This is a genomic window from Gottfriedia acidiceleris (assembly GCF_002128425.1).
Taxonomy (GTDB): Bacteria; Bacillota; Bacilli; order Bacillales; family Bacillaceae_G; genus Gottfriedia; species Gottfriedia acidiceleris.
In genome coordinates, this window is record NZ_NESS01000004.1 from 223,534 (window position 1) to 244,757 (window position 21,224).

The following is a 21,224-nucleotide window of genomic DNA, read 5'->3' on the forward strand; positions in this document are numbered from 1 at the left end:
CTAATTATCTTTTCAATGAATCAGCTTCATCAATATTAACTGTCTGACGATGACGATACCATGCAATTAAAATTGCCACGCCCACTGCAGCTTCAGCAGCTGCAACCGAAATTGTAAATAATGAAAAAATTTGTCCAGTTAAAGACGGTGCTACTCCAAGCTTACTAAATGCCACTAAATTAATATTTGCAGCATTTAACATTAACTCAATACAAATTAACACGATTACTGTGTTTCGTTTTGTTAATGCACCATATAATCCGATACAAAATAATATTAGCGCTAAAAGAAGATAAGCATTAATTGGAACTGAACTCATTCCTTCGTACCCTCCTCTTTTGAAACATCTGATTTTGCTAAAATGATCGCACCTACTAAAGCAATTAGTAATAATACAGACATTACTTCAAATGGCACGATATGATTTGAAAATAATTGTAATCCAATATTTTTTGTATTATTTGTTGCTAAATCAACATCTGATGCGTCGATTGAAAGTCCGTTTACACCTAAAAACATAACGACTCCAAATGCAACAATACCGATTAATGCAGCAATATTTCTCCAATTTCTTTTTGGCTTTTCACTTTCAATATCATGTTTCGTTAACATGATTCCAAAAATCATAAGTATGGTTACTGCACCTGAATAAATAAGAATTTGAACAACAGCCACGAATTCCGCTGATAAAAGGACATAAATCCCTGCAATGCTAATGAATGTTAAAACAAGTGAAAGCATCATATGCATAACTTTCGTTGAGTTTAACATCATTACGCCACCTAAAATGGCCGATAAGGAAAGAAGAAAGAAAGCAACTACAAAACCACTCATGCTTTATTCTCCTTTCGAATGTTTTGATCATTTTCATCAAGCCATTGAAGGTCTTTAAACAATTCATCACGTGAATATTCAGCAAGTTCAAAGTTATTTGTCATAATAATCGCTTCTGTTGGACAAACTTCTGTACATAAATCACATAAAATACAAATTTCGAAATTAATATCGTATGTGTCGATAATTTTTCCTTTTTTCGTAGGATCAGGATGTTTTTTCCCAGTCAATGTAATACAGTCTGTTGGACAGATAGCTGAACATTGATTACAAACAATACATTTTTCTGGATAAAACTTTTGAATTCCACGAAAACGATCTGGTAACGGAATCGGCTGATTTGGATAATCATACGTCACTTTTTCGCGCGTTAAATTTTGAAGAGTATATTTTAAACCTTTTACTAACCCAATCATGACTCACACCCCTTTAGATTGGTCTATATTGTTTAGAAGAACAAGCTTTTTACTAATGCTGTTATTAAAATATTAGCTAATGAAACTGGTAACAGTACTTTCCAACCGAACTCCATTAATTGGTCAGCACGTAAACGTGGAAACGTTACACGGAACCAAATTAATAAATATAAAATTACACTAAACTTTAAAGAGAACCAAACTGCTCCAGGAATAATATCTAGACCCGCAATTGGATTCCAACCGCCTAAAAATACAATCGTAATTAAAGAACACATTGCAAAAAAGTAAACATACTCTGAAAGCATAAAGAATGCCCAACGGAATCCTGAAAACTCTGTATGATAACCTGCTACTAGTTCTGACTCAGCTTCTGGTAAGTCAAATGGTGTACGATTTAATTCAGCTACAGCTGCAATTAGGAAAACGATAAAAGCAATTGGCTGAGTTACAATGAACCATACATTTTCTTGTGCATTAACAATATCATTTAAATTTAAGCTTCCAGTTAATAAAATAACACCTAATACACTCATTACTAACGGAATTTCATATGAAATCATCTGTGCTGCTGCACGCATACCACCAATAAGTGAGTACTTGTTATTTGAAGCCCAACCCGCTGTAACGACACCAACAGTTGTTAATCCTGAAACAGCAATATAGTAAAGTAATCCAACACCTATATCTGCAAACTGTAAGTTCTCTGTGAATGGTAGAGTTGCTAGTACCATAAACGCCGGTGCAAAAGCAATGATTGGTGCAAGTATAAATAGTGGCTTATCTGCTGCTTTTGGAATTGTATCTTCTTTTAAAAGTAGCTTTAATACGTCAGCAACAGTTTGAAGTAAACCATACCGTCCACCAACTTGGTTTGGTCCAATACGCCCTTGCATGAAACCCATTACTTTACGTTCTGATAGGATTCCAAACGTAACGAAGCCTAAAACTACAAATAGGAAAATAACGCCTAAGCCTAAATAGATGAGAAAATTTATCCAAGACGGTGTACTTTGTAGAAGATTTTCTATCATTATCCGTCTACCTCCCCAAGTACAATATCAATACCACCTAAAATAGTAATTAAGTTTGCGATGTTTTCACCTTGTAATAACTTTGGAAGAATTTGTAGGTTATAAAAAGATGGTCGTCTAAACTTCAAACGATACGGTTCTTTTTTTCCATCACTTGCAATATAGCAACCGATTTCTCCACGCGGTGACTCGATTCTAACGTATCCTTCACCTTTAGGAGCTTTGATGATTTTAGGAACTTTTGCTAAAATATCGCCTTCAGCAGGGAATTGTTCAACAGCCTGTTCTAAAATCTTTAATGACTCTTCAATTTCTAGCATTCTGCACATATAACGATCCCATGCATCGCCAACAGTTCCTACTGGTACATCGAAATCAAAGCGATCGTAAATCGAATATGGAGCATCTTTTCGTAGATCATATTTAACACCAGTACAACGAAGATTTGCACCACTTAATGAGAAATTAATTGCATCTTCTTGTGAATATGCACCAATACCTTTTACCCGATTAATAAAGATTTCATTACCAGAAACTAAATCATGATATCCTTTTAATTGCTCTCTCATATATGGAATAAACTCTTTTACTTTTTCAATCCATCCTTCAGGAGCATCCCACTTAACCCCACCTACACGCATGTAGTTAAAAGTCAATCTCGCTCCACAAAGTTCGTTTAATAGATTGATAATCATTTCACGCTCACGGAAAGCATAAAGGAATGGACTCACTGCTCCAATATCTAGAAGGTTTGTACCCCACCAAACTAAGTGACTAGCAACACGTCCTAATTCCATTGAAATAACGCGTAAATACTCCGCGCGATCTGGAACTTTAATATCCATCATTGTTTCAACAGCATGGCAGATAACATAGTTATTTGTCATTGCTGATAGATAATCCATACGGTCTGTATATGGAATAATCTGTGTATATTGAAGATTTTCAGCGATTTTCTCTGTACCACGGTGTAGATAACCGATGACAGGTGTCGCCTCTTTAATGATCTCTCCATCAATCTTTAACACAAGACGAAATACACCGTGTGTACTTGGATGCTGAGGTCCGACATTTAATAGCATTTCTTCCGTACGAATCATGGCTTATCCTACACCCCCTCGTCAAATTGAACGTAATCTTTTCTTAGCGGATAGCCGACCCAATTATCTGGCAGTAAGATACGTTCCAATTTTGGATGTCCATTAAACTGAATACCAAGTAAGTCGTAAGTCTCACGCTCTGGCCAGTTTGCACCTTCCCAAATTGGAGTAATACTATCAACAATCGGTTGTTCACGGTCTGCTCTTACTTTTAAAGCGATTCCATGTTTACGTTTATAAGAATATATGTAAGAGTAAACTTCCATGTAATCCACAAAATCAGTTCCATGTAATCCAGATAAATAAGTAAATTGTAACTGTTCATTATTCTTTAAGAACTGTGCTACTTTAAAATAAGCATCCCTTTTAATTGTAAAAGTTGGATCATGTTTAGACAGCATATTAATAATTGCTTCCTCAATAACTTCCGCTCCAAACTCTTTTTCAATTAATGCTTTTACTTCATCTAATAATGGTTGATTGTGAGAAACTTTTACTTCTTCAACTGGAGCTTCTTTACCACCATCTGTTTTGCCTTTCGCTTTTGCCGCTGCTGCCGCTTTTGCCTTCGCAATTGCAATTGCCTTCGCTTTCGCTTTCGCCGCTTCATCGTCGGAGCCAGCAGCTGCAGTATCTTCTCCACCCGCTGCTTTTTGTTTTGCCAATGCCGCTGCCTTTGCTTTTGCTGCTGCTACTGCTTTTGCCTTTGCTGCTGCAATTGCTTTCGCTTTTTCATCATCTGCACCATCTGCTGGGTCTTCTCCACCTTCTGCTGCTTTTTGTTTTGCTAATGCCGCTGCCTTTGCTTTTGCTGCTGCTACCGCTTTTGCCTTCGCCGCTGCTAATGCCTCTGCCTTATCATCTTCAGAAGCAGACTCGTTCTCTTCTACTTGTGCCTGTTCGCCCGCTTCTGCAGCTTTTTGTTTCGCGATTGCCGCTGCTTTTGCTTTTGCTGCCGCTACTGCTTTTGCTTTCGCTAGTGCAAGTGCTTTCGCTTTTTCATCTTCTGAAGCTGGTTCTTCTTGTTTAATTTCATTTTCAACAGTTGGTTCCTCAACAACAGGAACTTCTCCTTGTTTAACTTCAGAGCTATTTGCAGCTTCCTTTTCAGCCTTCAACTGTTCCATTTTAAGTCGAGCTGCTTCTTTTGCCCGCTCGGCTGCTTCCTTCTTTAACTGTTCTTTTGACTTATCTTCACTCACTTATTCGTCACCTGCTTTCCAGTTTTAGCTTCGTAACGAATCTTCTCTTTCAATTTGTTTATACCATATATTAGTGCAGCTGGATTCGGAGGACATCCAGGGATATACACGTCCACAGGAACAATCTGGTCCACTCCTTTAACGACTGCATACGAGTTAACATATGGTCCACCAGCAGTTGCGCATGAGCCCATCGCAATTACCCATTTTGGTTCAGGCATTTGATCGTATAAGCGTTTAACAATTGGCGCCATCTTTTTCGTAACAGTTCCTGAAACAATCATACAGTCAGATTGACGAGGAGAAGTACGGAAAAATGATCCAAAACGGTCTAAGTCATAATGTGATGAACCTACACCCATCATTTCAATTGCACAACAAGCTAACCCGAATGTTAGTGGCCATAACGAGTTACTTCTTGCCCATGCCTTCACTTCTTCCAAAGTCGTGAAGAAAATATTCTTTTGGAGTTCTTCCATTTCGGCAACAGAAATTCCATCTAACTTCATAACCATTTCAACACCTTCTTCTTCCAAGCATAAATAAGTCCAAGTAGTAGCATAAAAATAAAAATAATCATCTCTACAAAAGCAAAAAGCCCTAATTGATCATATGCAACCGCCCACGGATATAAGAAAACAGTTTCAACATCAAAAATAACGAATAATAGTGCAAAAATGTAATAACCAGCGTGGAAACGAACCTTCGCATCATGAAATGGTTCAATACCACTTTCATAGGTCGTTGCTTTTGCTTCAGTTGGTACATTCGGTCTTAAAATTTTTCCTATTACCGAGAGTGCGACAACTGGAAGTGCAATTCCTATAACTAGAAACACAACTACGATCACATAATTATTTAAATAAGCATTCACGAAACTTGTCCCTCCTCTAACTAAAGAGCTCTACATTATATACTTATTATAAATATAATGTATTTTTCATTAATTTTTACTATTCAGTTTTGTAATCGTATCCATTATAACAAATGTGACAAAAACGTGTCGATATTTATTGCCAATAATCATAAAATTGAATAATATAGCTGGAAAATAAATTCCATTAACCTAAATTTGTCTTATATGTACGTCGTTCTAATAAATTTCTAATATTTTAATTGTTATTACCAGTAACTAAAATTATATATCAGTATAAGAGTTATCCACAAATCCACAGAAAGTTATTCACAATTCCCACAAATTGAAAAATAGTGATAATTGTCGAACAAAAAAACCAGTTCAAAACATGAACTGGTCTTTTTTCTTAAGATGCAATCGTTTCTGAAGACTGCTTATTTTGATTTTTAGATTTAGGTTGTGCAAACTTTCTGCTCTTTGTACTTCCCATAAAGAATGAAAGTACCAATGCAATACCAGACAATGCAGTTGCAAAGATAAATGCATCATTGATTCCATTAATAGATGCTAATTTAGACGCCTGGCTATATAGCGTTGTAACCGCTAAAGATCCACCTTGTGTTGGTGTTAATCCAGCTACGGCAGCTAGCTGTGCGCCAGTTTGATGAACCCAATCCATGATGAATGGATTCGTTGAAGTGACTTCATTCGAGAAGTCAGCCATGTGATTTGTCGTTTGAGTCGTCATGATTGTAACAAGAATTGCTGTACCTACCGAACCAGCAACTTGTCGCAATGTATTTTGGGTTGCAGTACCATGCGAAATCATTTTAACTGGTAATTTATTTAAACCAGCAGTCATAATTGGCATCATAATAAAAGACATACCAAATGAACGTAATGTATAGAAAAGCATAATTTTTAAATACGGTGTATCAATTGATAATTTAGTGAACTCATAAGTTGTAAATGTCATAATGAGTAAACCAAAAATGGCTAACGGACGGATACCATATTTATCAAATAACTTACCTGTAAGTGGACCAAGAGCACCCATGATTAATGAACCAGGAAGTAATAATAATCCTGCTTTAATAGGTGTAAATCCACGGATGTTTTGTAAATATAGAGGTAGTAAAATCATCCCCCCATATAATGCTGTTGTAACGATTAAGTTAATTAATAATGTATAAGAAAACGAAAAAGATTTAAATACTTTTAAATTTATTAAAGGTTGTTTTGCTGTTAATTCTCTCCATACAAATAAACTTAAGCTTATACAAGCAATTAATAAAGAAAGAACAACTTCCGTACTACCCCAACCTTTATTACCTGCTTCACTAAATCCATATAATAAACTACCAAATCCAAGAGACGAACTTAGTACTCCCCAAATATCCAAAGTCGGGAATGAACGTTTACGTGAAATATGAAACCATGAATTAGCCAAAATAATCGAAATGACACCAAACACAGCCATTCCATAAAATAAGAAATGCCATGAATAATCTTGTACTACATACCCAGTTATTGTTGGGCCAATAGCTGGTGCCAGTATCATTGCAATCCCCATTAATCCCATTGCCGCCCCACGCTTTTCAGGCGGGAAGATCGTCATAAAGATATTCATACCAAGAGGCATTAAAATACCGGCCCCGACTGCCTGAACTACGCGACCTGCCATCATAACTGGGAAGTTACCTGATAAAGCACAAATAATTGAACCAATTGTAAAGGCAATCATCGAAAAGATAAATAATTTTCGATACGTAAATGTATCAACTAAATAAGCACTGACCGGAATTAAAATACCATTCACTAACATGAAACCAGTAGATAACCATTGTGCAGTCGAAGTAGTTACATTAAAATCTGCCATTAACTTCGGTAAAGCAACATTTATTAATGTCTGATTTAATATAGACACGAACATACCAAGTAATAGTACTGTCAAAACTTTTCCCATACTAAAGCTTTGTTTTTCACTCGACTCAGATGGAATTGGTTTCTTTTGAACTTCTTCAATTTTTTCTATTTTATTTGGTTCTTCGGATTGGACCATTTCTTCTATTTTATCTATTTTTATGTCATTTTCTTTATTTCTTAATGCAATTCGATTAATAATAAAGAAAACAATTAAGCAAAACCCTCCATATGCTATGATCATTCCTGTAGACATAGAAATTCCTCCTTACTTATGGATACGAACAGAAGCATTCATTCCTGGAACAATTTCAAATGACTTATTATGATCTAAAGCAATTCTTACAGGTACAACCTGCTCTACTTTCGTATAGTTTGCATTAGAGTTTCCAGAAGGTAATAAACTAAATGTATTTGCAGTTGTTAAGCCAACAAATTCTACAGTACCTGTTAAAGTAGTATCTGGATATGCATCAACATACACATCAACCTCTTGACCTTTTTTCACATCTTCTACTTCAGTTTCTTTAATATTTGCGGTAACCCAAAGATTATCTAAATTATATGCATAACCAAGTGTTGAACCTGTTCCAACTAATTGATCTTTAATTGCATTTGCTTGAACAATCGTAGCATTTGTTGGCACTGAAACTGATACTTCATGTGCAGTATCTCCAGCTCCTTGAGGCGCAGTTAAAACTTTACCGATTGATTGATTTGGTGAAAATGTTTTTCCAAATGTACCTGACCATGACTCAAGCTTACCAGCAGCAGGAGATGAAATTACAATTTGTTGCCCATCTATTTTGGCATTATCAGTTTTTATATAATTTGTTGATTGATCATAATAGTAATAACCTGCAAATCCACCAGCAACTAATATGATTAAAGTAATTATGTTAACAAACACCATTTTCTTCATGTTCCCCATAAATAAAATTCCTCCTAATATTTTAATCGTTTCTCTATATAGGTTACAAAAGTAAAGCAACACATTGTCGGTTTACTTCTCATAGTTTTTAATTATAATTGATTTATAAACGTACTCAACCGTTAATAATTAAAATTTTGTTGCTTAAGCAACACTACTATTATCAATTGTTTAATTTCTTAAAGTTATTTAATAAAGGAGTTTTAAAATGAGCATAAAGAATAATCTTGACCCTCGTGTCATTCGAACTAGACAACTTTTACAAGATGCATTAATTACTCTATTAGCTGATAATGAATTCGAATCGATTAGTGTTCAAGATATAACTAAAAAAGCAAATGTTAACCGAGCAACTTTTTATAGCCACTATGAAGACAAATACCAAATGATCCGCCAAATCGTTAGAGAAAAACTAGTGGATTTGGACAGCGCCATGAAGAATGCAGACTTTAGAATATATGACGGAAACTCGAACACACTTGATGAAATTGCCTTTCAATCCTACTTCCATCTATTCGAACATATTGAAAAAAACAGTTACTTCTACAAAGTCCTACTTAGAAGACAAGGGCCAAATATATTTAGAAGAAGACTTTATGAGGTGCTATCAACCACGTTCGAAAAGGGCATTCTATTCATACAACCGAAAAAGAATAAATATCTTGTTCCAGGTGACCTGCTTATAAGTTATATTTCTGGAGCCACTCTAAGCGTAATCTCATTTTGGGTTGAAAATGATATGCCATACACAAAAAAACAAATGGCAGAGTACCTTTTAAAAATCTCAAGAAATGGAATTTTAACAACAGCGGGATTGGAGTTAAACTAACAAGAAGATTGCTGTGACAATTCGTCTAAATAGTGTGTTTTGTCTTTTTTTGGTCCTGATGATGGCAGGTTAAGTTTGCGAAGGTGTACTGAAGCTGAATAAATTGAAGATATATGTAGGAATTCGCGAAGTTGGCTATTTTGCATGGTATTTCCAATTAATAAATAAAAATCATATAACGATTGTAAATGAGCATCTTTTGAAACACAACAACAATGCGAACAATACCAAGAGCCCTTGGTTCTGACCATCGAATATAAATTGCAATTTTGACATATTACTCCAGTAAATAATTCGTTTTTTGCAATATTGTATTTTTCGAGTATATTTTGATCTAATAGTTGATTTTGCTTTATTCAAAGCTTTGCTAACTTACGATTTTCCTTATATGCATATAAATTTTTAGAATATTTTTTTTCGAGTTCTTCTATTTTCTTATAAAGCGAATCTGAATGAATAACCCTACTAGAAATCTCTTGGATATTGGTAGAAGCTTTTATAATAGATTTTGAATTACTTAATACAACAAGTGGAACTATTGGGTAATTCGAATACTTATATTGCACTAACAAATTGCGAAGTTTAAGCTTTTGCCGATCAATTTGAATTATTGGATTTATAAAGGCTTCTTCTTTCCCTTCAGTTTTACGAATAAGCTGATTAAAGCTTTGATCAAAATAAAGTGTTCCAACAAAATTCTTCTCTTCTATAATTAATAAAAGGCTTGGCGAAAGGATAATAGTATCGATCTGGAAAAAACGCTTTTCATTGTCTACTAGTCTTAAATCATGAATAATAATATACCTTTCCTTATTGAAAAAGCTCAAATGATAATCTAAAGACTTTTCACCTTAATATCCAGCCTTAAACTTTGCGAATCCTCTTCTATTTTAACTCTTTGATTATAATCTACAGGGATTCTCTTCAATAAAGCTTCTAACTTCTTTATAGTAAGCGGAATAGATCTTTCTTTTAAAATCATTTAACCTCCAATCAAGATTTTAGAAAAGTTAAGTGAAATGTTGACTTTTCTAAAGTTTTTAAGCTGTTTAAAAGTAATTTAATCTGAACTTAGATAATTCTTTAATATGTGAATCTAAATCTAAAAAAATATGATGTTTTAAGTAATATTTTTGCTTAATTTTAAAAAATAACGGTTTGTATTTGCGACTTGTATGATTTTAATTGTGATTTCCTAGTTTTAATTGCGATTTGAGCTTTTTATTTGTGATTCTCAGATTTTATTTGCGATTCACTATTTTTATTTGCCATTTTCAATTTTTATTTGCGATTTGACTTTTTTAATTGCGATTTTTGATTTTTATTTACGAATCGAGATTTAACTTGCGATTAGCCCATGTTTATTTGCACTCTTCAACGGATTATTGTCAATCCACATCAATTTGCAAAACACAAAAAAAGAGCCCAACAAGGGCTCTTTTTAATTACTTATATTGTGCTACGTTTAAACGGTTCATTGCTTTGTGTAAAGCAAGTTCTGCACGTTTGATATCTGTGTCAGGGCGTCTGTCTTGTAGACGTTGTTCTGCACGTTTTTTTGCTTCTACTGCACGCTCAACGTCGATTTCAGTTGATGCTTCAGCAGATTGAGCCAATATTGTAACGGCTTCAGGTCGAATTTCAATGAATCCTCCACTAACTGCAACGTAATCTGTTCCAGCTGGTGATTTAATTTTAACAGGTGCTGTTGCTAACGGCGCCACAGTTGAAATGTGTCCTGGTAAAATACCTAGCTCACCGCTAGTTGCTTTCGTGCTAACGAATTCTGTTTCGCCTTCATAAGCCGGTCCATTAGGAGTGACGATACTGACTTTCATTGTCTTCATAGTGAACTCCTCCTGTCTAGCTTCGTGAGCTAATCAAGTTCATCCAAATAGAATGATGAACAAGCCTTCGATTAGACAATTATTATACTAATGTTTTTGCTTTTTCTACTACTTCTTCAATGCGTCCAACTAAACGGAATGCATCTTCAGGAAGAGTATCATATTTACCTTCTAAGATCTCTTTGAATCCACTAACAGTTTCTTTAACTGGTACGTAAGAACCTTTTTGTCCTGTGAATTGCTCCGCAACGTGGAAGTTTTGAGATAAGAAGAATTGAATACGACGAGCACGAGCTACGACTAATTTATCTTCTTCTGATAACTCATCCATACCTAATATTGCGATGATATCTTGAAGTTCTCTATAACGTTGTAAAGTTGATTGTACTTGACGAGCAACTTCATAGTGCTCTTCACCAACGATTTCTGGGTTTAATGCACGAGATGTAGATGCTAATGGATCTACCGCTGGGTAAATACCCATCTCAGATAAACGACGCTCTAAGTTTGTTGTTGCATCTAAGTGAGCGAACGCTGTAGCTGGTGCTGGATCCGTATAGTCATCGGCAGGAACGTAAATCGCTTGAATCGAAGTTACAGAACCTTTGTTTGTTGAAGTGATACGCTCTTGTAATTGACCCATTTCAGTAGCAAGAGTTGGTTGGTAACCTACCGCAGATGGCATACGACCTAATAGGGCAGAAACCTCTGAACCTGCTTGAGTGAAACGGAAGATGTTATCGATGAAGAATAACACGTCTTGTCCTTGCTCATCACGGAAATATTCAGCCATTGTTAAACCAGTTAGGGCAACACGTTGACGTGCACCAGGTGGCTCGTTCATTTGACCGAATACCATCGCTGTTTTCTTAATAACGCCAGAATCGCTCATTTCGTGGTATAAGTCGTTACCTTCACGAGTACGCTCACCTACACCTGCGAATACTGAGATACCGCCGTGCTCTTGTGCGATGTTGTTAATTAATTCTTGAATTAATACAGTTTTACCTACACCTGCACCACCGAATAGACCGATTTTTCCACCTTTGATATAAGGAGCTAATAAGTCTACTACTTTGATACCAGTTTCAAGGATTTCTACTTTTGTAGTTAATTCTTCAAATTTAGGTGCTTGACGGTGAATTGGGTCACGACGTACGTCTTCTCCAAGTTCTTCGTCTAAGTCAATGTTGTCACCTAATACATTGAATACGCGTCCTAATGTAGCGTCACCAACTGGAACCGAAATTGGTTTACCTGTGTTAACTACTTCCATTCCACGTACTAATCCATCAGTTGAAGCCATTGCAACTGTACGAACAGTATCGTCACCTAAGTGAAGAGCAACTTCTAATGTCAAATCAATGTTTACTTCATTAGCGCTTCCCGCTTCTTTACGAACACGTAACGCATTATATATTTGTGGTAATTGGCCGTTTTCGAACTTTACGTCTACAACCGGTCCTAATACCTGAGTAATAATACCATTGCTCATCGCTTTTCCTCCTAGCATTGTTTCATTAAAAGCCGATCAATTTATATAGCCGTTGTAAGCAGATTAGCCAAGTGCTGCTGCTCCGCCGACGATTTCAGTAATTTCTTGTGTAATTGCTGCTTGACGCGCACGGTTATAGTGAAGAGTAAGCTTACTAATAACTTCTTTCGCGTTATCAGTTGCACTTTTCATCGCTGTCATACGTGAAGCGTGCTCACTAGCTTTAGAATCTAATAATGCACCAAAGATTAAGCTTTCTGCATATTGAGGCAGTAAAACTTCTAAGATTTCATCATCAGAAGGTTCAAATTCGTAATTAGTTGTTGCCTTACCTGTGTCAATATCTGTTAAAGGTAATAGCTTTTTCTCAGTAACCTCTTGAGAAATTTTACTTACGAAATGGTTATATGATAAGTAAAGCTCATCAAAAATGCCGTCTGTGTACATTTGAACTGTACGATTAGCAAACTTTTGAATATCATCGAATGAAGGTTGATCTGGAATTCCAAGAACCTCTTCAACGATTGGATAACCTAAACGCTTAAAGTAGTCACGTCCAACTCGACCTAGTACAATAATTGCAAATTCATCATTTGATTTATGACGTTCTTTAATTGTATTTGTTACAGCACGTAATACGTTACTATTAAATGCACCAGCTAAACCACGGTCAGAAGTGATGACAATATAACCAGTCTTTTTAACTGGACGGGTTACTAGCATCGGATGTCTACTGTTTACACCTTTTGCCACGCTACCAACTACCTCTTGCATTTTGTCCATGTAAGGAACGAATTGCTTAGAGTTTTGCTCAGCACGGTTTAATTTCGCAGCAGAAACCATCTCCATCGCTTTTGTGATTTGGCTTGTCTTTTTTGTTGAATTAATTTTTGTTTTTATATCGCGTAATGATGCCACAGGTTTTCACCACCTTTTGGTAAACAGTTAAATGAAGGACGAGCTAGAGCCCGATCCTTCAAATCCAGATATTTAAATCGCCTTCTTATTTAGAAGCAATAAAGTTCTTTTTAAAGCTTGTGATTGCAGCGTCAAGGTCAGCTTCGTTTGGTAATTTACCAGTATCACGAATAGCATCTAAAAGACCTTTTGCGTTAACATCCATCCAAGCTAACATTTCTTCTTCAAAACGAGTAATGTCTTCAACTGCTACGCTGTCTAAGTGACCACGTGTTAATGCATATAAAGATGTTACTTGTTTTTCTACTTTTAATGGTTTGTGTAAACCTTGTTTAAGGATTTCAACTGTACGAGCACCACGGTTAAGTTTCGCTTGAGTTGCTTTATCTAAGTCAGAACCGAACGCAGCAAATGCTTCAAGCTCACGGAATGACGCTAAGTCTAGACGTAGCGTACCTGCTACTGATTTCATCGCCTTAGTTTGCGCTGAACCACCAACACGTGATACAGAAAGACCTGCATTAATCGCTGGACGTACGCCAGAGAAGAATAAGTCAGACTGTAAGAAGATTTGTCCGTCAGTAATCGAGATTACGTTTGTTGGAATATAAGCTGAAATATCACCAGCTTGTGTTTCGATGAATGGTAATGCAGTTAACGAACCGCCACCTAACTCATCATTTAACTTAGCTGCACGCTCTAATAAGCGAGAGTGTAAGTAGAATACATCCCCTGGATATGCTTCACGACCTGGAGGACGTTTTAATAGTAATGAAAGCTCACGATAAGCTACCGCTTGTTTTGATAAATCATCGTATACTACTAATACGTGTTTACCATTGTACATAAACTCTTCACCCATTGTTACACCAGCGAAAGGAGCTAAGTATAACATTGGAGCTGGAGATGAAGCAGGTGCTGTTACAACGATTGTGTAATCTAAAGCGCCATGCTTACGTAAAGTTTCAACAAGGCCACGAACTGTTGATTCTTTTTGACCAATTGCAACATAGATACAGATCATGTTTTGGTCAGCTTGGTTAAGGATTGTATCGATAGCAACAGCTGTTTTACCAGTTTGACGGTCACCGATGATTAACTCACGTTGTCCACGTCCGATTGGTACAAGAGCGTCAATCGCTTTAATACCTGTTTGTAATGGCTCATGTACTGATTTACGTGCCATTACGCCTGGAGCAGCGTTTTCGATAGGACGAGATTTCGTTGTTTCGATTGGGCCTAAACCATCAACTGGTAGACCTAATGAGTTTACTACACGTCCTACTAATGCTTCACCAACTGGAACTTGCATGATGCGTCCAGTACGACGAACTTCGTCGCCTTCTTTAATGCCTGTGTAAGGCCCTAAGATGATAATACCTACGTTGTTTTCTTCTAAGTTTTGTGCTAGTCCCATAACGCCGTTAGAGAACTCAACTAGCTCTCCAGACATACATTGGTCAAGACCATGAGCACGAGCGATACCGTCACCAACTTGGATAACTGTACCAACATCACTAACTTCTATTTCAGTTTGGTAATTTTCGATTTGCTTTTTAATCAGCGCACTGATTTCTTCAGCTTTGATGCTCATGCATTTCACCCCTATCTACAAACTATTTTGCGATTAATTCACGTTCAATTCGAACAAGTTTATTTTTTATACTTCCGTCAAAAATACGGTTTCCAACACGAACTTTGTAACCACCGATTAAAGATGGATCAATTTCGTTTTTCAAACGTATTGAGCTTTTACCTAATTTAGAAGCGAATAACGCTCCAATTTTATCTAGTTCTTCAGAAGACATTGCCGTTACAGAGTAAACTGTTGCATCTGCAATATTACGAGTTTCATTCGCAATTTTTACATATTCAGTTACTAAGTTAGATATAGTGCTTATTCGCCCACGATCAACTAGTAAGCAAACTAGATTTAATACCGTTTCAGAAATTGAAGCAAACGTGTCATTTAAGACAGACTTCTTGCTTTCTTTTGTGATTCCAGGATGTTTTAAAAACTTATTTAATTCTAAGTTTCCTACGTATTCCTTTTTCACTACTTGTAGGTCATGTTCAACAGTTTCTACTAAATTTTGTTCTGTTGCTAATTCAAAAAGAGCGTTTGCGTAGCGTTTTGCAACTAATTCGTTACTCATTTAGCTTCGCCTACTTCTTTAAGATATTGATCAAAAATAGCAGATTGGTCTTCAGACTTCACTTCTTTTTCAAGTACTTTAGAAGCGATTAATACAGATAATGAAGCCACTTGTTGTTGAACTGATTGTACTGCAAGCTCTTTTTCACGAGTAATTTCACGTTTAGCGCTTTCTTTCAAGTTTTCAGCTTCTGCTTTTGCTGCTGCAACGATTTCTTCACGTTGTACATCAGCTTGCTTTCTAGCTTTCTCAAGAAGCTCACGAGCTTCTGTACGAGCAGCAACTAACTCTTGCTTTTGCTCTTCAACTAGTTTCATTGCATCAGCGTTGTTTTTCTCAGCTGAATCTAATTGATTTGCGATGTGATCTTCACGTTGTTTCATAATTCCCATAACTGGTCCTAATGCATACTTACGTAATAAAGCAAGTAGGATTAAGAAGATTACTAATTGAAACGCTACATCGCCCCAAGGTATACCATGTCCGTGTGCTTCACCTATTACGAATAATGATCCGTTTAACACAAGCCTTCACTCCCTTCGAGGGTATCATTTAATAATTTTTCTTTTTATACCATAGCCTAGGACACTAACCGACCTATGCTTTACTTTCAAAATTTAAACTTCATAACTAAAGTGTCATAAAGGAATGGCGAAGTAAATGTGAACACAAACTTCGCCATTTTTTTAACTGCTTGTATAAATCTTAAGCTTTACCGAATGCCATGAATGCGATAACTACCGCGATGATTGGAAGTGCCTCAACTAATGCAACCCCGATGAACATTAAAGTTTGAAGAGTTGAACGTAATTCTGGTTGACGAGCAACACCTTCTACTGTACGTGATACAATTAAACCGTTACCAATACCTGCACCTAGTGCACCTAAACCTATTGCGATTGCCGCTGCGATTAAAGCCATTTTAAATTTCCTCCTTCTTAATCATAAGAAATATATTTTTTTTTATAATTTTTATCAAACTACCAAATTTAATGAGCAGATTAATGCTCGTCCGCCACTTTATGTGACAAGTAAACCATTGTTAACATTACGAAGATAAAAGCTTGGATTGAACCAACGAATACAGAGAATCCCTGCCAAACGATCATTGGAATTGCAGCTGCAATTGTCCAAAGAACACCTTCTCCTGCGCTTGCTGCATAAGCATGTGTACCCATTGTTGCAAGTAAACCTAGTAAGATTTCACCCGCGTAAATATTACCGTAAAGTCGAAGACCTAGCGTTAATGTGTTTGCTAATTCCTCAATAATTTTTAATGGGAATAAGAATGGCATTGGTTGGAAGAATGTTTTACCATACGCTCCAAAACCTCGCATCTTAATACCATAATAATGTGATAAACCAACTATAAAGATTGCTAATGATAAAGTAATGACTGGGTCTGATGTAGGTGATTTCCAAACTGAGTTTCCATCGAATGAGATATCGAATGGTAGACCTAACATATTTGAAACAAATATGTACATAAGTAATGTCACACCTAATGTAAGGAAGCGACCACCAGTTTCCCAATCCATTGTACTGTTGATAATGCCTTTAACGAAATCTATAACCCACTCTAAAAAGTTTTGCTTTCCTGTTGGGCGTATTTGTAGACTTCTTGCGCATGTAACTGCGATGATAAAAACGATTACTGCAGCAATGGTTGTCATTAGAACATTTGTTAACGTAAAATCTAAACCAATAAATTTAAAACCATAAGTGCCGTGTTCCAATTTATTCACCTCTCTTCCTTGCAAAAGACGTTTGTTGTAATGCAAAATGTATCATAATGACAAGATGTCCTGTCATTAGTCCCGCAGTTAGTGCCGGTATGTTCACAAAATTTTCATACCGAAGCGCGATGACCATAGCTAGAGCCACCGCTGAAAGACAAATTACAGTACCTAAAGATCGAACTTTTTGTTGCTTTAAAACTCGGTCAAAGAAGGTATTTATCTTTCTGTGTAGAATCCATATACAATAAAAGCTAGTTACTGTCCCGAGAATATAGCCTGTGAATATTGTTTTATAGTCGGTAAATGCCCAACCCAAAACAGCTAAAGCAATGATATACAACATATCTCGTGTGAATCGTCTAAAATTATCTTTTTGCATGTAACTAGTCCCCTGGTGTAAATTGCTTAACTAATTTAAGCGTGCCGTAGATTCCAGTAAATAATCCTAAGAGTAAAAAGATGATCATAAATACTGGTACTGGCCAATTAAAAAATGAATCAATCCATCTTCCTAAAAAGATGCCTATGAGAATCGAACCGACAAGCTGAGCTAGAATGGAAGACATGAGTGCCATTGCTTTAAGAGGATGTTGATTATTGTTTTTCATACAAAATCCCTCCATGTCAATTATCATTCTCAAAAAATTGCCAAAAGTCTTATCATGGTTAATTCTACAACAAATATTTGCTAAAATCTCTAAACATTGAAAACGTTCACAAATTGTTCACATAACGTTCAAAAAATTTTAATAACATAGTATTTACATACATTGAAAACCCTTTTAAACATTCATGTTAAGCATACAATATGTTACAAAAATGTGTCAATTACCTAAATTAAAAAACTATTAAAAATTACTTACCAATTTTTAGTCTTCTACATAAATTTTAGCGACATTAACGTAAGATTCCGTTGCACTTTCATATTGTTTACGTTTATAGAAGATTACAAACTTGTAAATCCCATTTTTAGGAAAGTCCTTTAAAACTAGTTCCTTCTTGATAATTCCTCTTTTACTATTCTTCTGTTCATCAATTACACCTAACAAACGGAATGTTTCGGATTCAAAAACTGCAATTTTGTATTCCTCAACCTTACTTGGTAAATAGAGTTCATATTTATAGCGATTCTTACCTTTTACTCTTCCAAAGTGAAATCCCATTACTGACGGAAAGTTCGGTTCTCCTTGTAGTAATAAAAACGGCATTCTTAAATTTTCCTCATCATTTGTACTGAACGTAATTGCCCCATCATAAAATCCATCTTTTAATACTTTCGTATCTACTGTTGCAGTAAGACTAATCTTTTTGCTAGTATGTGCTGGAATTGTAAAAGGCTTTGGTAATACCCATTGTATTCCAGTGGTTGGCTGATTATTTATAGCTGTAACTTGTTTTGGCATATTTGATTTATTAGAAATTCTTACTACAAAATCTTTCTTTAGTTCTAAATCTGTTTTTCTAGTTACTCCTAAAGATAAAGACATTGGGAATAATGTTATCTCAGTCTCTAGTGCTTTTTCAATATCTAATCTTCCAGCCCCCTGTTCGTATGCATGATACATCTTTTTATTATTCTTATATAATGGTGTTGCTGTATTGACTAGCACACTTTTTAAATCATCCATACTCCAATCTGGGTGTAATTGTTTTACTAGAGCTGCTGCCCCTGCAACGTGTGGACTTGCCATACTCGTTCCTTGAAGTGCTAAATACCCACCTGGTATTGTACTTTTTATTTGTACACCTGGAGCTAATAAATCCGGTTTCATTTGCCAAGTGCCTGTCACCGGTCCTCTTGAGCTGAAATCCGCAAGAACATCAACCTTCTTTTCATTTCCGGTTTTAGCCTCTACCTTATCTTTTTCAATGATCTTCTTAATCATTAAGCCTTCTTTTCTTGAAATAGTCGCTGCTGGAACAGTAAATTTCCCTTTAATTTGTCCGATGAAATTTCCATTAATATTATTAAATACTATAACTGCCTTCGCACCAGCATCTTGAGCATTTTTTACTTTATCAGTAAATGTTATTTTTCCCCTTTCAAGCAAGACAATTTTGTCTTTCACTCTTTTTAAATCACCTTTTTCTCCATATTTCTTAAATACGAATCGTCCATTTAATCCTTTACTCCATTTAGCTGATCCGATCATTGGACTAATAATTGTTTCTTTATTTTTCACGTGTATAGAAGGGAAAAGAACAGGTGGGTAGCTCGCACCAACCGTTAAAGCCTTTGATGCCGTTGCGGGAGAACCAACAGTCCATAATCCTGGACCAGAGTTTCCTGCAGCCGTAATTGCAAGTACCCCCTTCTCAACTGCCTTATCTAATGCAATACTTGTGGGCCAGTCTGGTCCGTTCACATCATTACCTAGCGATAAATTAATAATATCTACTTTATCCTTCACCGCTCGCTCAATTGCAGCCATAACAGTTTCAGATGTACCAACGCCACCAGGGCCAAGAGCACGGTATGCATAGATTTTTGCCTTAGGAGCAACTCCTTTTCTTTTTCCATTAGCCGCTATTACACCAGCTACATGTGTACCATGAAATGTACTTTTTTCTTCAAGCTTAGTTTCCATTGGGTCTTTATCTAAATCAATCGTATCGTAACCGCCACCATAATTTGATCTCAAATCGGGATGCCTGTAATCTACACCAGTATCGATTACTCCTACCTTAACGCCTTCACCAGTAATCTTTCTTCCCCTTTGATCCTTGTATAATTGGGCTTCGTCCGCACCGATAAAAGGGATACTGTCTTCTAAATGGGCTCTATAAGTTGTAACAAAATGAATATCATTTACTAATGGCATTTTAGCTAACTGCGATAACTCTTCAAGAGAACCCGATACCGAAAAACCATAATACGTCTCCGTATATTGTTGTCTTACAGTTATATTTGGGAAACGTTCACCAATATATTTTATGGCCTGTGTAATCATTCCATCTTTAATCGAAATTAGTGCTACTTGTTTTTGTTGTTCATGTGCATTTACGTAAACATCTTTAAATGGAAGTAGTAAAAAAACTAAACAAATAATTATTTTAAGAAAATATTTTTTCATTCAATGCAGGTTCTCCTTTATATAGATATTTTCTTTTAGCTTTCTCACTAATCGTTCATTCATGTATAAAAAGGAAATTTTCTCTAGTACCTACAAAAATTGCAAAATAAAAAAAAGACTAACTCTAGGTGAAGCATTAAGCTTGCCTAAAAAGTTAGTCTTTTGTTGTATTAACATTAATTTTTTAATTCAGGTTGGTTAAACAACTGAAATCTTTTATTTGTAATATACGCTTTAACTTCATGTATAACAAAATACAATATTGATGCACCTAATACTACGATCCATGCATTTGAAATTACTGTCTCCTGCCAAATACCTAAAAGCATAAAAAATGCAGGAAGAGTAATAGTAGTCCAAGATTGAATCATTGCAACGATTCCTGTGTATCGCTCTATTTTCTTACCTAATACTAGGCCTGCAAAGAATAGATACCATAAATATGCCCACATAACCCATAATAGTCCGCCTACAACATCATGAATAATAGCGAAGTTCACGAAAGCCCAAAGTACAGACATAATTGATACCCAAAGTGAGAACCAACCTAAGCCAGTTCCATTAAAACCTTTAAGATTTGTGAATCCATTATATACATAAGTAATACCAAAAAAGAAAATGCTTGCCGTATTAAATAATTCCCATTTTCCAGCACCTAAATGCATTAATAAATAGAAAGGAAAAACGATTTGTAATGTACCAACAAATAAGTTTAATAAAGCTGCACTTTTAGCATTCGCTTTATTTAATAAAACAAGACTATTTAAAAATAGAGTTGCACCTGATAAAAGTAAACCTACAGATCCCATAGTGACTTGTTAAAAAGAAAATTGTTAAAAATTAACTTTCTAACTCAACCCTCCTACTTTA

At 35.8% G+C, this 21,224-nt stretch carries 25 protein-coding genes; 1 reads left to right on the forward strand and 24 read right to left on the reverse strand.

The features are described from left to right. Positions 1–4 precede the first annotated feature (4 nt). From nuoK to B6K90_RS09660, 10 genes are all read right to left on the reverse strand, one after another. Positions 5–319 (reverse strand): NADH-quinone oxidoreductase subunit NuoK, encoded by a 315-nt coding sequence (gene nuoK / locus B6K90_RS09615; RefSeq protein ID WP_025568976.1) that lies wholly within the window; start codon positions 317–319, stop codon positions 5–7. Further along, positions 316–834, reverse strand: a complete 519-nt coding sequence (locus B6K90_RS09620) for an NADH-quinone oxidoreductase subunit J (protein ID WP_088012517.1) — start codon at positions 832–834, stop codon at positions 316–318. Before B6K90_RS09620 ends, nuoK begins: the two co-directional genes overlap by 4 nt. Beyond that, positions 831–1,250 (reverse strand): NADH-quinone oxidoreductase subunit NuoI, encoded by a 420-nt coding sequence (nuoI, locus tag B6K90_RS09625; RefSeq protein ID WP_025568978.1) that lies wholly within the window; start codon positions 1,248–1,250, stop codon positions 831–833. Before nuoI ends, B6K90_RS09620 begins: the two co-directional genes overlap by 4 nt. Before the next feature lie 32 nt (positions 1,251–1,282). Then, a complete protein-coding gene (gene nuoH / locus B6K90_RS09630; RefSeq protein WP_088012518.1) occupies positions 1,283–2,284 on the reverse strand; it encodes an NADH-quinone oxidoreductase subunit NuoH in 1,002 nt (333 codons plus the stop codon). Then, positions 2,284–3,384: an NADH-quinone oxidoreductase subunit D gene (locus B6K90_RS09635; protein WP_088012519.1), complete on the reverse strand. Its 1,101-nt coding sequence runs from the start codon at positions 3,382–3,384 to the stop codon at positions 2,284–2,286. Before B6K90_RS09635 ends, nuoH begins: the two co-directional genes overlap by 1 nt. Positions 3,385–3,392: 8 nt before the next feature. Further along, a complete protein-coding gene (locus tag B6K90_RS09640) occupies positions 3,393–4,586 on the reverse strand; it encodes an NADH-quinone oxidoreductase subunit C (protein WP_088012520.1) in 1,194 nt (397 codons plus the stop codon). Beyond that, positions 4,583–5,101 carry a NuoB/complex I 20 kDa subunit family protein gene (locus B6K90_RS09645; protein ID WP_056469321.1) on the reverse strand — a complete coding sequence of 173 codons (519 nt, stop codon included), beginning with the start codon at positions 5,099–5,101 and terminating at the stop codon, positions 4,583–4,585. The genes B6K90_RS09640 and B6K90_RS09645 overlap by 4 nt, the downstream gene beginning before the upstream one ends. Further along, on the reverse strand, positions 5,092–5,460 hold the full coding sequence (locus B6K90_RS09650) for an NADH-quinone oxidoreductase subunit A (RefSeq protein ID WP_088012521.1): 369 nt from the start codon (positions 5,458–5,460) through the stop codon (positions 5,092–5,094). The genes B6K90_RS09645 and B6K90_RS09650 overlap by 10 nt, the downstream gene beginning before the upstream one ends. 388 nt (positions 5,461–5,848) lie before the next feature. Further along, the gene (locus B6K90_RS09655) at positions 5,849–7,621 is read right to left on the reverse strand and encodes a DHA2 family efflux MFS transporter permease subunit (protein ID WP_088012522.1); all 1,773 of its coding nucleotides are present in this window, start codon (positions 7,619–7,621) and stop codon (positions 5,849–5,851) included. Positions 7,622–7,633: 12 nt separating this feature from the next. Beyond that, a complete protein-coding gene (locus B6K90_RS09660; RefSeq protein WP_407920507.1) occupies positions 7,634–8,278 on the reverse strand; it encodes an HlyD family secretion protein in 645 nt (214 codons plus the stop codon). A gap of 226 nt (positions 8,279–8,504) precedes the next feature. On the opposite strand from B6K90_RS09660, the gene B6K90_RS09665 reads away from it, so the two are divergent. Beyond that, a complete protein-coding gene (locus B6K90_RS09665) occupies positions 8,505–9,125 on the forward strand; it encodes a TetR/AcrR family transcriptional regulator (RefSeq protein WP_088012524.1) in 621 nt (206 codons plus the stop codon). A gap of 356 nt (positions 9,126–9,481) precedes the next feature. Here the strand turns inward: B6K90_RS09665 and B6K90_RS09670 are convergent, their stop codons facing one another. The 14 genes from B6K90_RS09670 to B6K90_RS09730 form a co-directional block, all read right to left on the reverse strand. Further along, positions 9,482–9,952, reverse strand: coding sequence for a nuclease-related domain-containing protein (locus B6K90_RS09670; RefSeq protein ID WP_088012525.1), 471 nt, complete (start codon positions 9,950–9,952; stop codon positions 9,482–9,484). Between the two features lie 8 nt (positions 9,953–9,960). Then, the gene (locus tag B6K90_RS23690; protein WP_167555333.1) at positions 9,961–10,107 is read right to left on the reverse strand and encodes a hypothetical protein; all 147 of its coding nucleotides are present in this window, start codon (positions 10,105–10,107) and stop codon (positions 9,961–9,963) included. A 463-nt stretch (positions 10,108–10,570) separates the two neighbouring features. Further along, a complete protein-coding gene (locus tag B6K90_RS09675; RefSeq protein ID WP_088012526.1) occupies positions 10,571–10,972 on the reverse strand; it encodes a F0F1 ATP synthase subunit epsilon in 402 nt (133 codons plus the stop codon). Between the two features lie 82 nt (positions 10,973–11,054). Further along, positions 11,055–12,467 carry a F0F1 ATP synthase subunit beta gene (atpD, locus tag B6K90_RS09680; RefSeq protein ID WP_088012527.1) on the reverse strand — a complete coding sequence of 471 codons (1,413 nt, stop codon included), beginning with the start codon at positions 12,465–12,467 and terminating at the stop codon, positions 11,055–11,057. A 63-nt stretch (positions 12,468–12,530) separates the two neighbouring features. Further along, complete coding sequence (locus tag B6K90_RS09685; RefSeq protein WP_088012528.1) at positions 12,531–13,385, reverse strand: F0F1 ATP synthase subunit gamma; 855 nt, start codon at positions 13,383–13,385, stop codon at positions 12,531–12,533. Positions 13,386–13,470: 85 nt separating this feature from the next. After that, positions 13,471–14,979 carry a F0F1 ATP synthase subunit alpha gene (gene atpA, locus B6K90_RS09690; RefSeq protein WP_025568602.1) on the reverse strand — a complete coding sequence of 503 codons (1,509 nt, stop codon included), beginning with the start codon at positions 14,977–14,979 and terminating at the stop codon, positions 13,471–13,473. Positions 14,980–15,001: 22 nt separating this feature from the next. Next, positions 15,002–15,541: a F0F1 ATP synthase subunit delta gene (locus B6K90_RS09695; RefSeq protein ID WP_088012529.1), complete on the reverse strand. Its 540-nt coding sequence runs from the start codon at positions 15,539–15,541 to the stop codon at positions 15,002–15,004. Beyond that, positions 15,538–16,041 (reverse strand): F0F1 ATP synthase subunit B, encoded by a 504-nt coding sequence (atpF, locus tag B6K90_RS09700; RefSeq protein WP_088012699.1) that lies wholly within the window; start codon positions 16,039–16,041, stop codon positions 15,538–15,540. The genes B6K90_RS09695 and atpF overlap by 4 nt, the downstream gene beginning before the upstream one ends. Before the next feature lie 205 nt (positions 16,042–16,246). Then, positions 16,247–16,462 (reverse strand): F0F1 ATP synthase subunit C, encoded by a 216-nt coding sequence (atpE, locus tag B6K90_RS09705; RefSeq protein WP_025568599.1) that lies wholly within the window; start codon positions 16,460–16,462, stop codon positions 16,247–16,249. A gap of 80 nt (positions 16,463–16,542) precedes the next feature. Next, the gene (gene atpB, locus B6K90_RS09710) at positions 16,543–17,214 is read right to left on the reverse strand and encodes a F0F1 ATP synthase subunit A (protein WP_407920508.1); all 672 of its coding nucleotides are present in this window, start codon (positions 17,212–17,214) and stop codon (positions 16,543–16,545) included. Positions 17,215–17,278: 64 nt separating this feature from the next. Next, complete coding sequence (locus tag B6K90_RS09715) at positions 17,279–17,620, reverse strand: ATP synthase subunit I (protein WP_167555334.1); 342 nt, start codon at positions 17,618–17,620, stop codon at positions 17,279–17,281. A gap of 43 nt (positions 17,621–17,663) precedes the next feature. After that, complete coding sequence (locus tag B6K90_RS09720; RefSeq protein ID WP_025568596.1) at positions 17,664–17,888, reverse strand: AtpZ/AtpI family protein; 225 nt, start codon at positions 17,886–17,888, stop codon at positions 17,664–17,666. 261 nt (positions 17,889–18,149) lie between these two features. Continuing rightward, positions 18,150–20,354, reverse strand: a complete 2,205-nt coding sequence (locus B6K90_RS24345; RefSeq protein ID WP_088012532.1) for a S8 family serine peptidase — start codon at positions 20,352–20,354, stop codon at positions 18,150–18,152. Between the two features lie 176 nt (positions 20,355–20,530). Continuing rightward, complete coding sequence (locus B6K90_RS09730; protein WP_088012533.1) at positions 20,531–21,163, reverse strand: AmiS/UreI family transporter; 633 nt, start codon at positions 21,161–21,163, stop codon at positions 20,531–20,533. Positions 21,164–21,224: the final 61 nt, after the last annotated feature.

Excerpts from the sequence above, each read along its gene's own strand:
- atpE (WP_025568599.1), bottom strand. The coding sequence starts at position 16,462 with ATGGCTTTAATCGCAGCGGCAATCGCAATAGGTTTAGGTGCACTAGGT.
- B6K90_RS09620 (WP_088012517.1), bottom strand. The coding sequence starts at position 834 with ATGAGTGGTTTTGTAGTTGCTTTCTTTCTTCTTTCCTTATCGGCCATT.
- B6K90_RS09655 (WP_088012522.1), bottom strand. The coding sequence starts at position 7,621 with ATGTCTACAGGAATGATCATAGCATATGGAGGGTTTTGCTTAATTGTT.
- atpA (WP_025568602.1), bottom strand. The coding sequence starts at position 14,979 with ATGAGCATCAAAGCTGAAGAAATCAGTGCGCTGATTAAAAAGCAAATC.
- B6K90_RS09720 (WP_025568596.1), bottom strand. The coding sequence starts at position 17,888 with ATGAAAAACAATAATCAACATCCTCTTAAAGCAATGGCACTCATGTCT.
- B6K90_RS09730 (WP_088012533.1), bottom strand. The coding sequence starts at position 21,163 with ATGGGATCTGTAGGTTTACTTTTATCAGGTGCAACTCTATTTTTAAAT.
- nuoI (WP_025568978.1), bottom strand. The coding sequence starts at position 1,250 with ATGATTGGGTTAGTAAAAGGTTTAAAATATACTCTTCAAAATTTAACG.
- B6K90_RS09635 (WP_088012519.1), bottom strand. The coding sequence starts at position 3,384 with ATGATTCGTACGGAAGAAATGCTATTAAATGTCGGACCTCAGCATCCA.
- B6K90_RS24345 (WP_088012532.1), bottom strand. The coding sequence starts at position 20,354 with ATGAAAAAATATTTTCTTAAAATAATTATTTGTTTAGTTTTTTTACTA.
- B6K90_RS09645 (WP_056469321.1), bottom strand. The coding sequence starts at position 5,101 with ATGGTTATGAAGTTAGATGGAATTTCTGTTGCCGAAATGGAAGAACTC.
- atpD (WP_088012527.1), bottom strand. The coding sequence starts at position 12,467 with ATGAGCAATGGTATTATTACTCAGGTATTAGGACCGGTTGTAGACGTA.
- B6K90_RS23690 (WP_167555333.1), bottom strand. The coding sequence starts at position 10,107 with ATGATTTTAAAAGAAAGATCTATTCCGCTTACTATAAAGAAGTTAGAA.
- B6K90_RS09660 (WP_407920507.1), bottom strand. The coding sequence starts at position 8,278 with ATGGTGTTTGTTAACATAATTACTTTAATCATATTAGTTGCTGGTGGA.
- B6K90_RS09695 (WP_088012529.1), bottom strand. The coding sequence starts at position 15,541 with ATGAGTAACGAATTAGTTGCAAAACGCTACGCAAACGCTCTTTTTGAA.
- nuoH (WP_088012518.1), bottom strand. The coding sequence starts at position 2,284 with ATGATAGAAAATCTTCTACAAAGTACACCGTCTTGGATAAATTTTCTC.
- B6K90_RS09675 (WP_088012526.1), bottom strand. The coding sequence starts at position 10,972 with ATGAAGACAATGAAAGTCAGTATCGTCACTCCTAATGGACCGGCTTAT.
- atpB (WP_407920508.1), bottom strand. The coding sequence starts at position 17,214 with ATGACAACCATTGCTGCAGTAATCGTTTTTATCATCGCAGTTACATGC.
- nuoK (WP_025568976.1), bottom strand. The coding sequence starts at position 319 with ATGAGTTCAGTTCCAATTAATGCTTATCTTCTTTTAGCGCTAATATTA.
- B6K90_RS09665 (WP_088012524.1), top strand. The coding sequence starts at position 8,505 with ATGAGCATAAAGAATAATCTTGACCCTCGTGTCATTCGAACTAGACAA.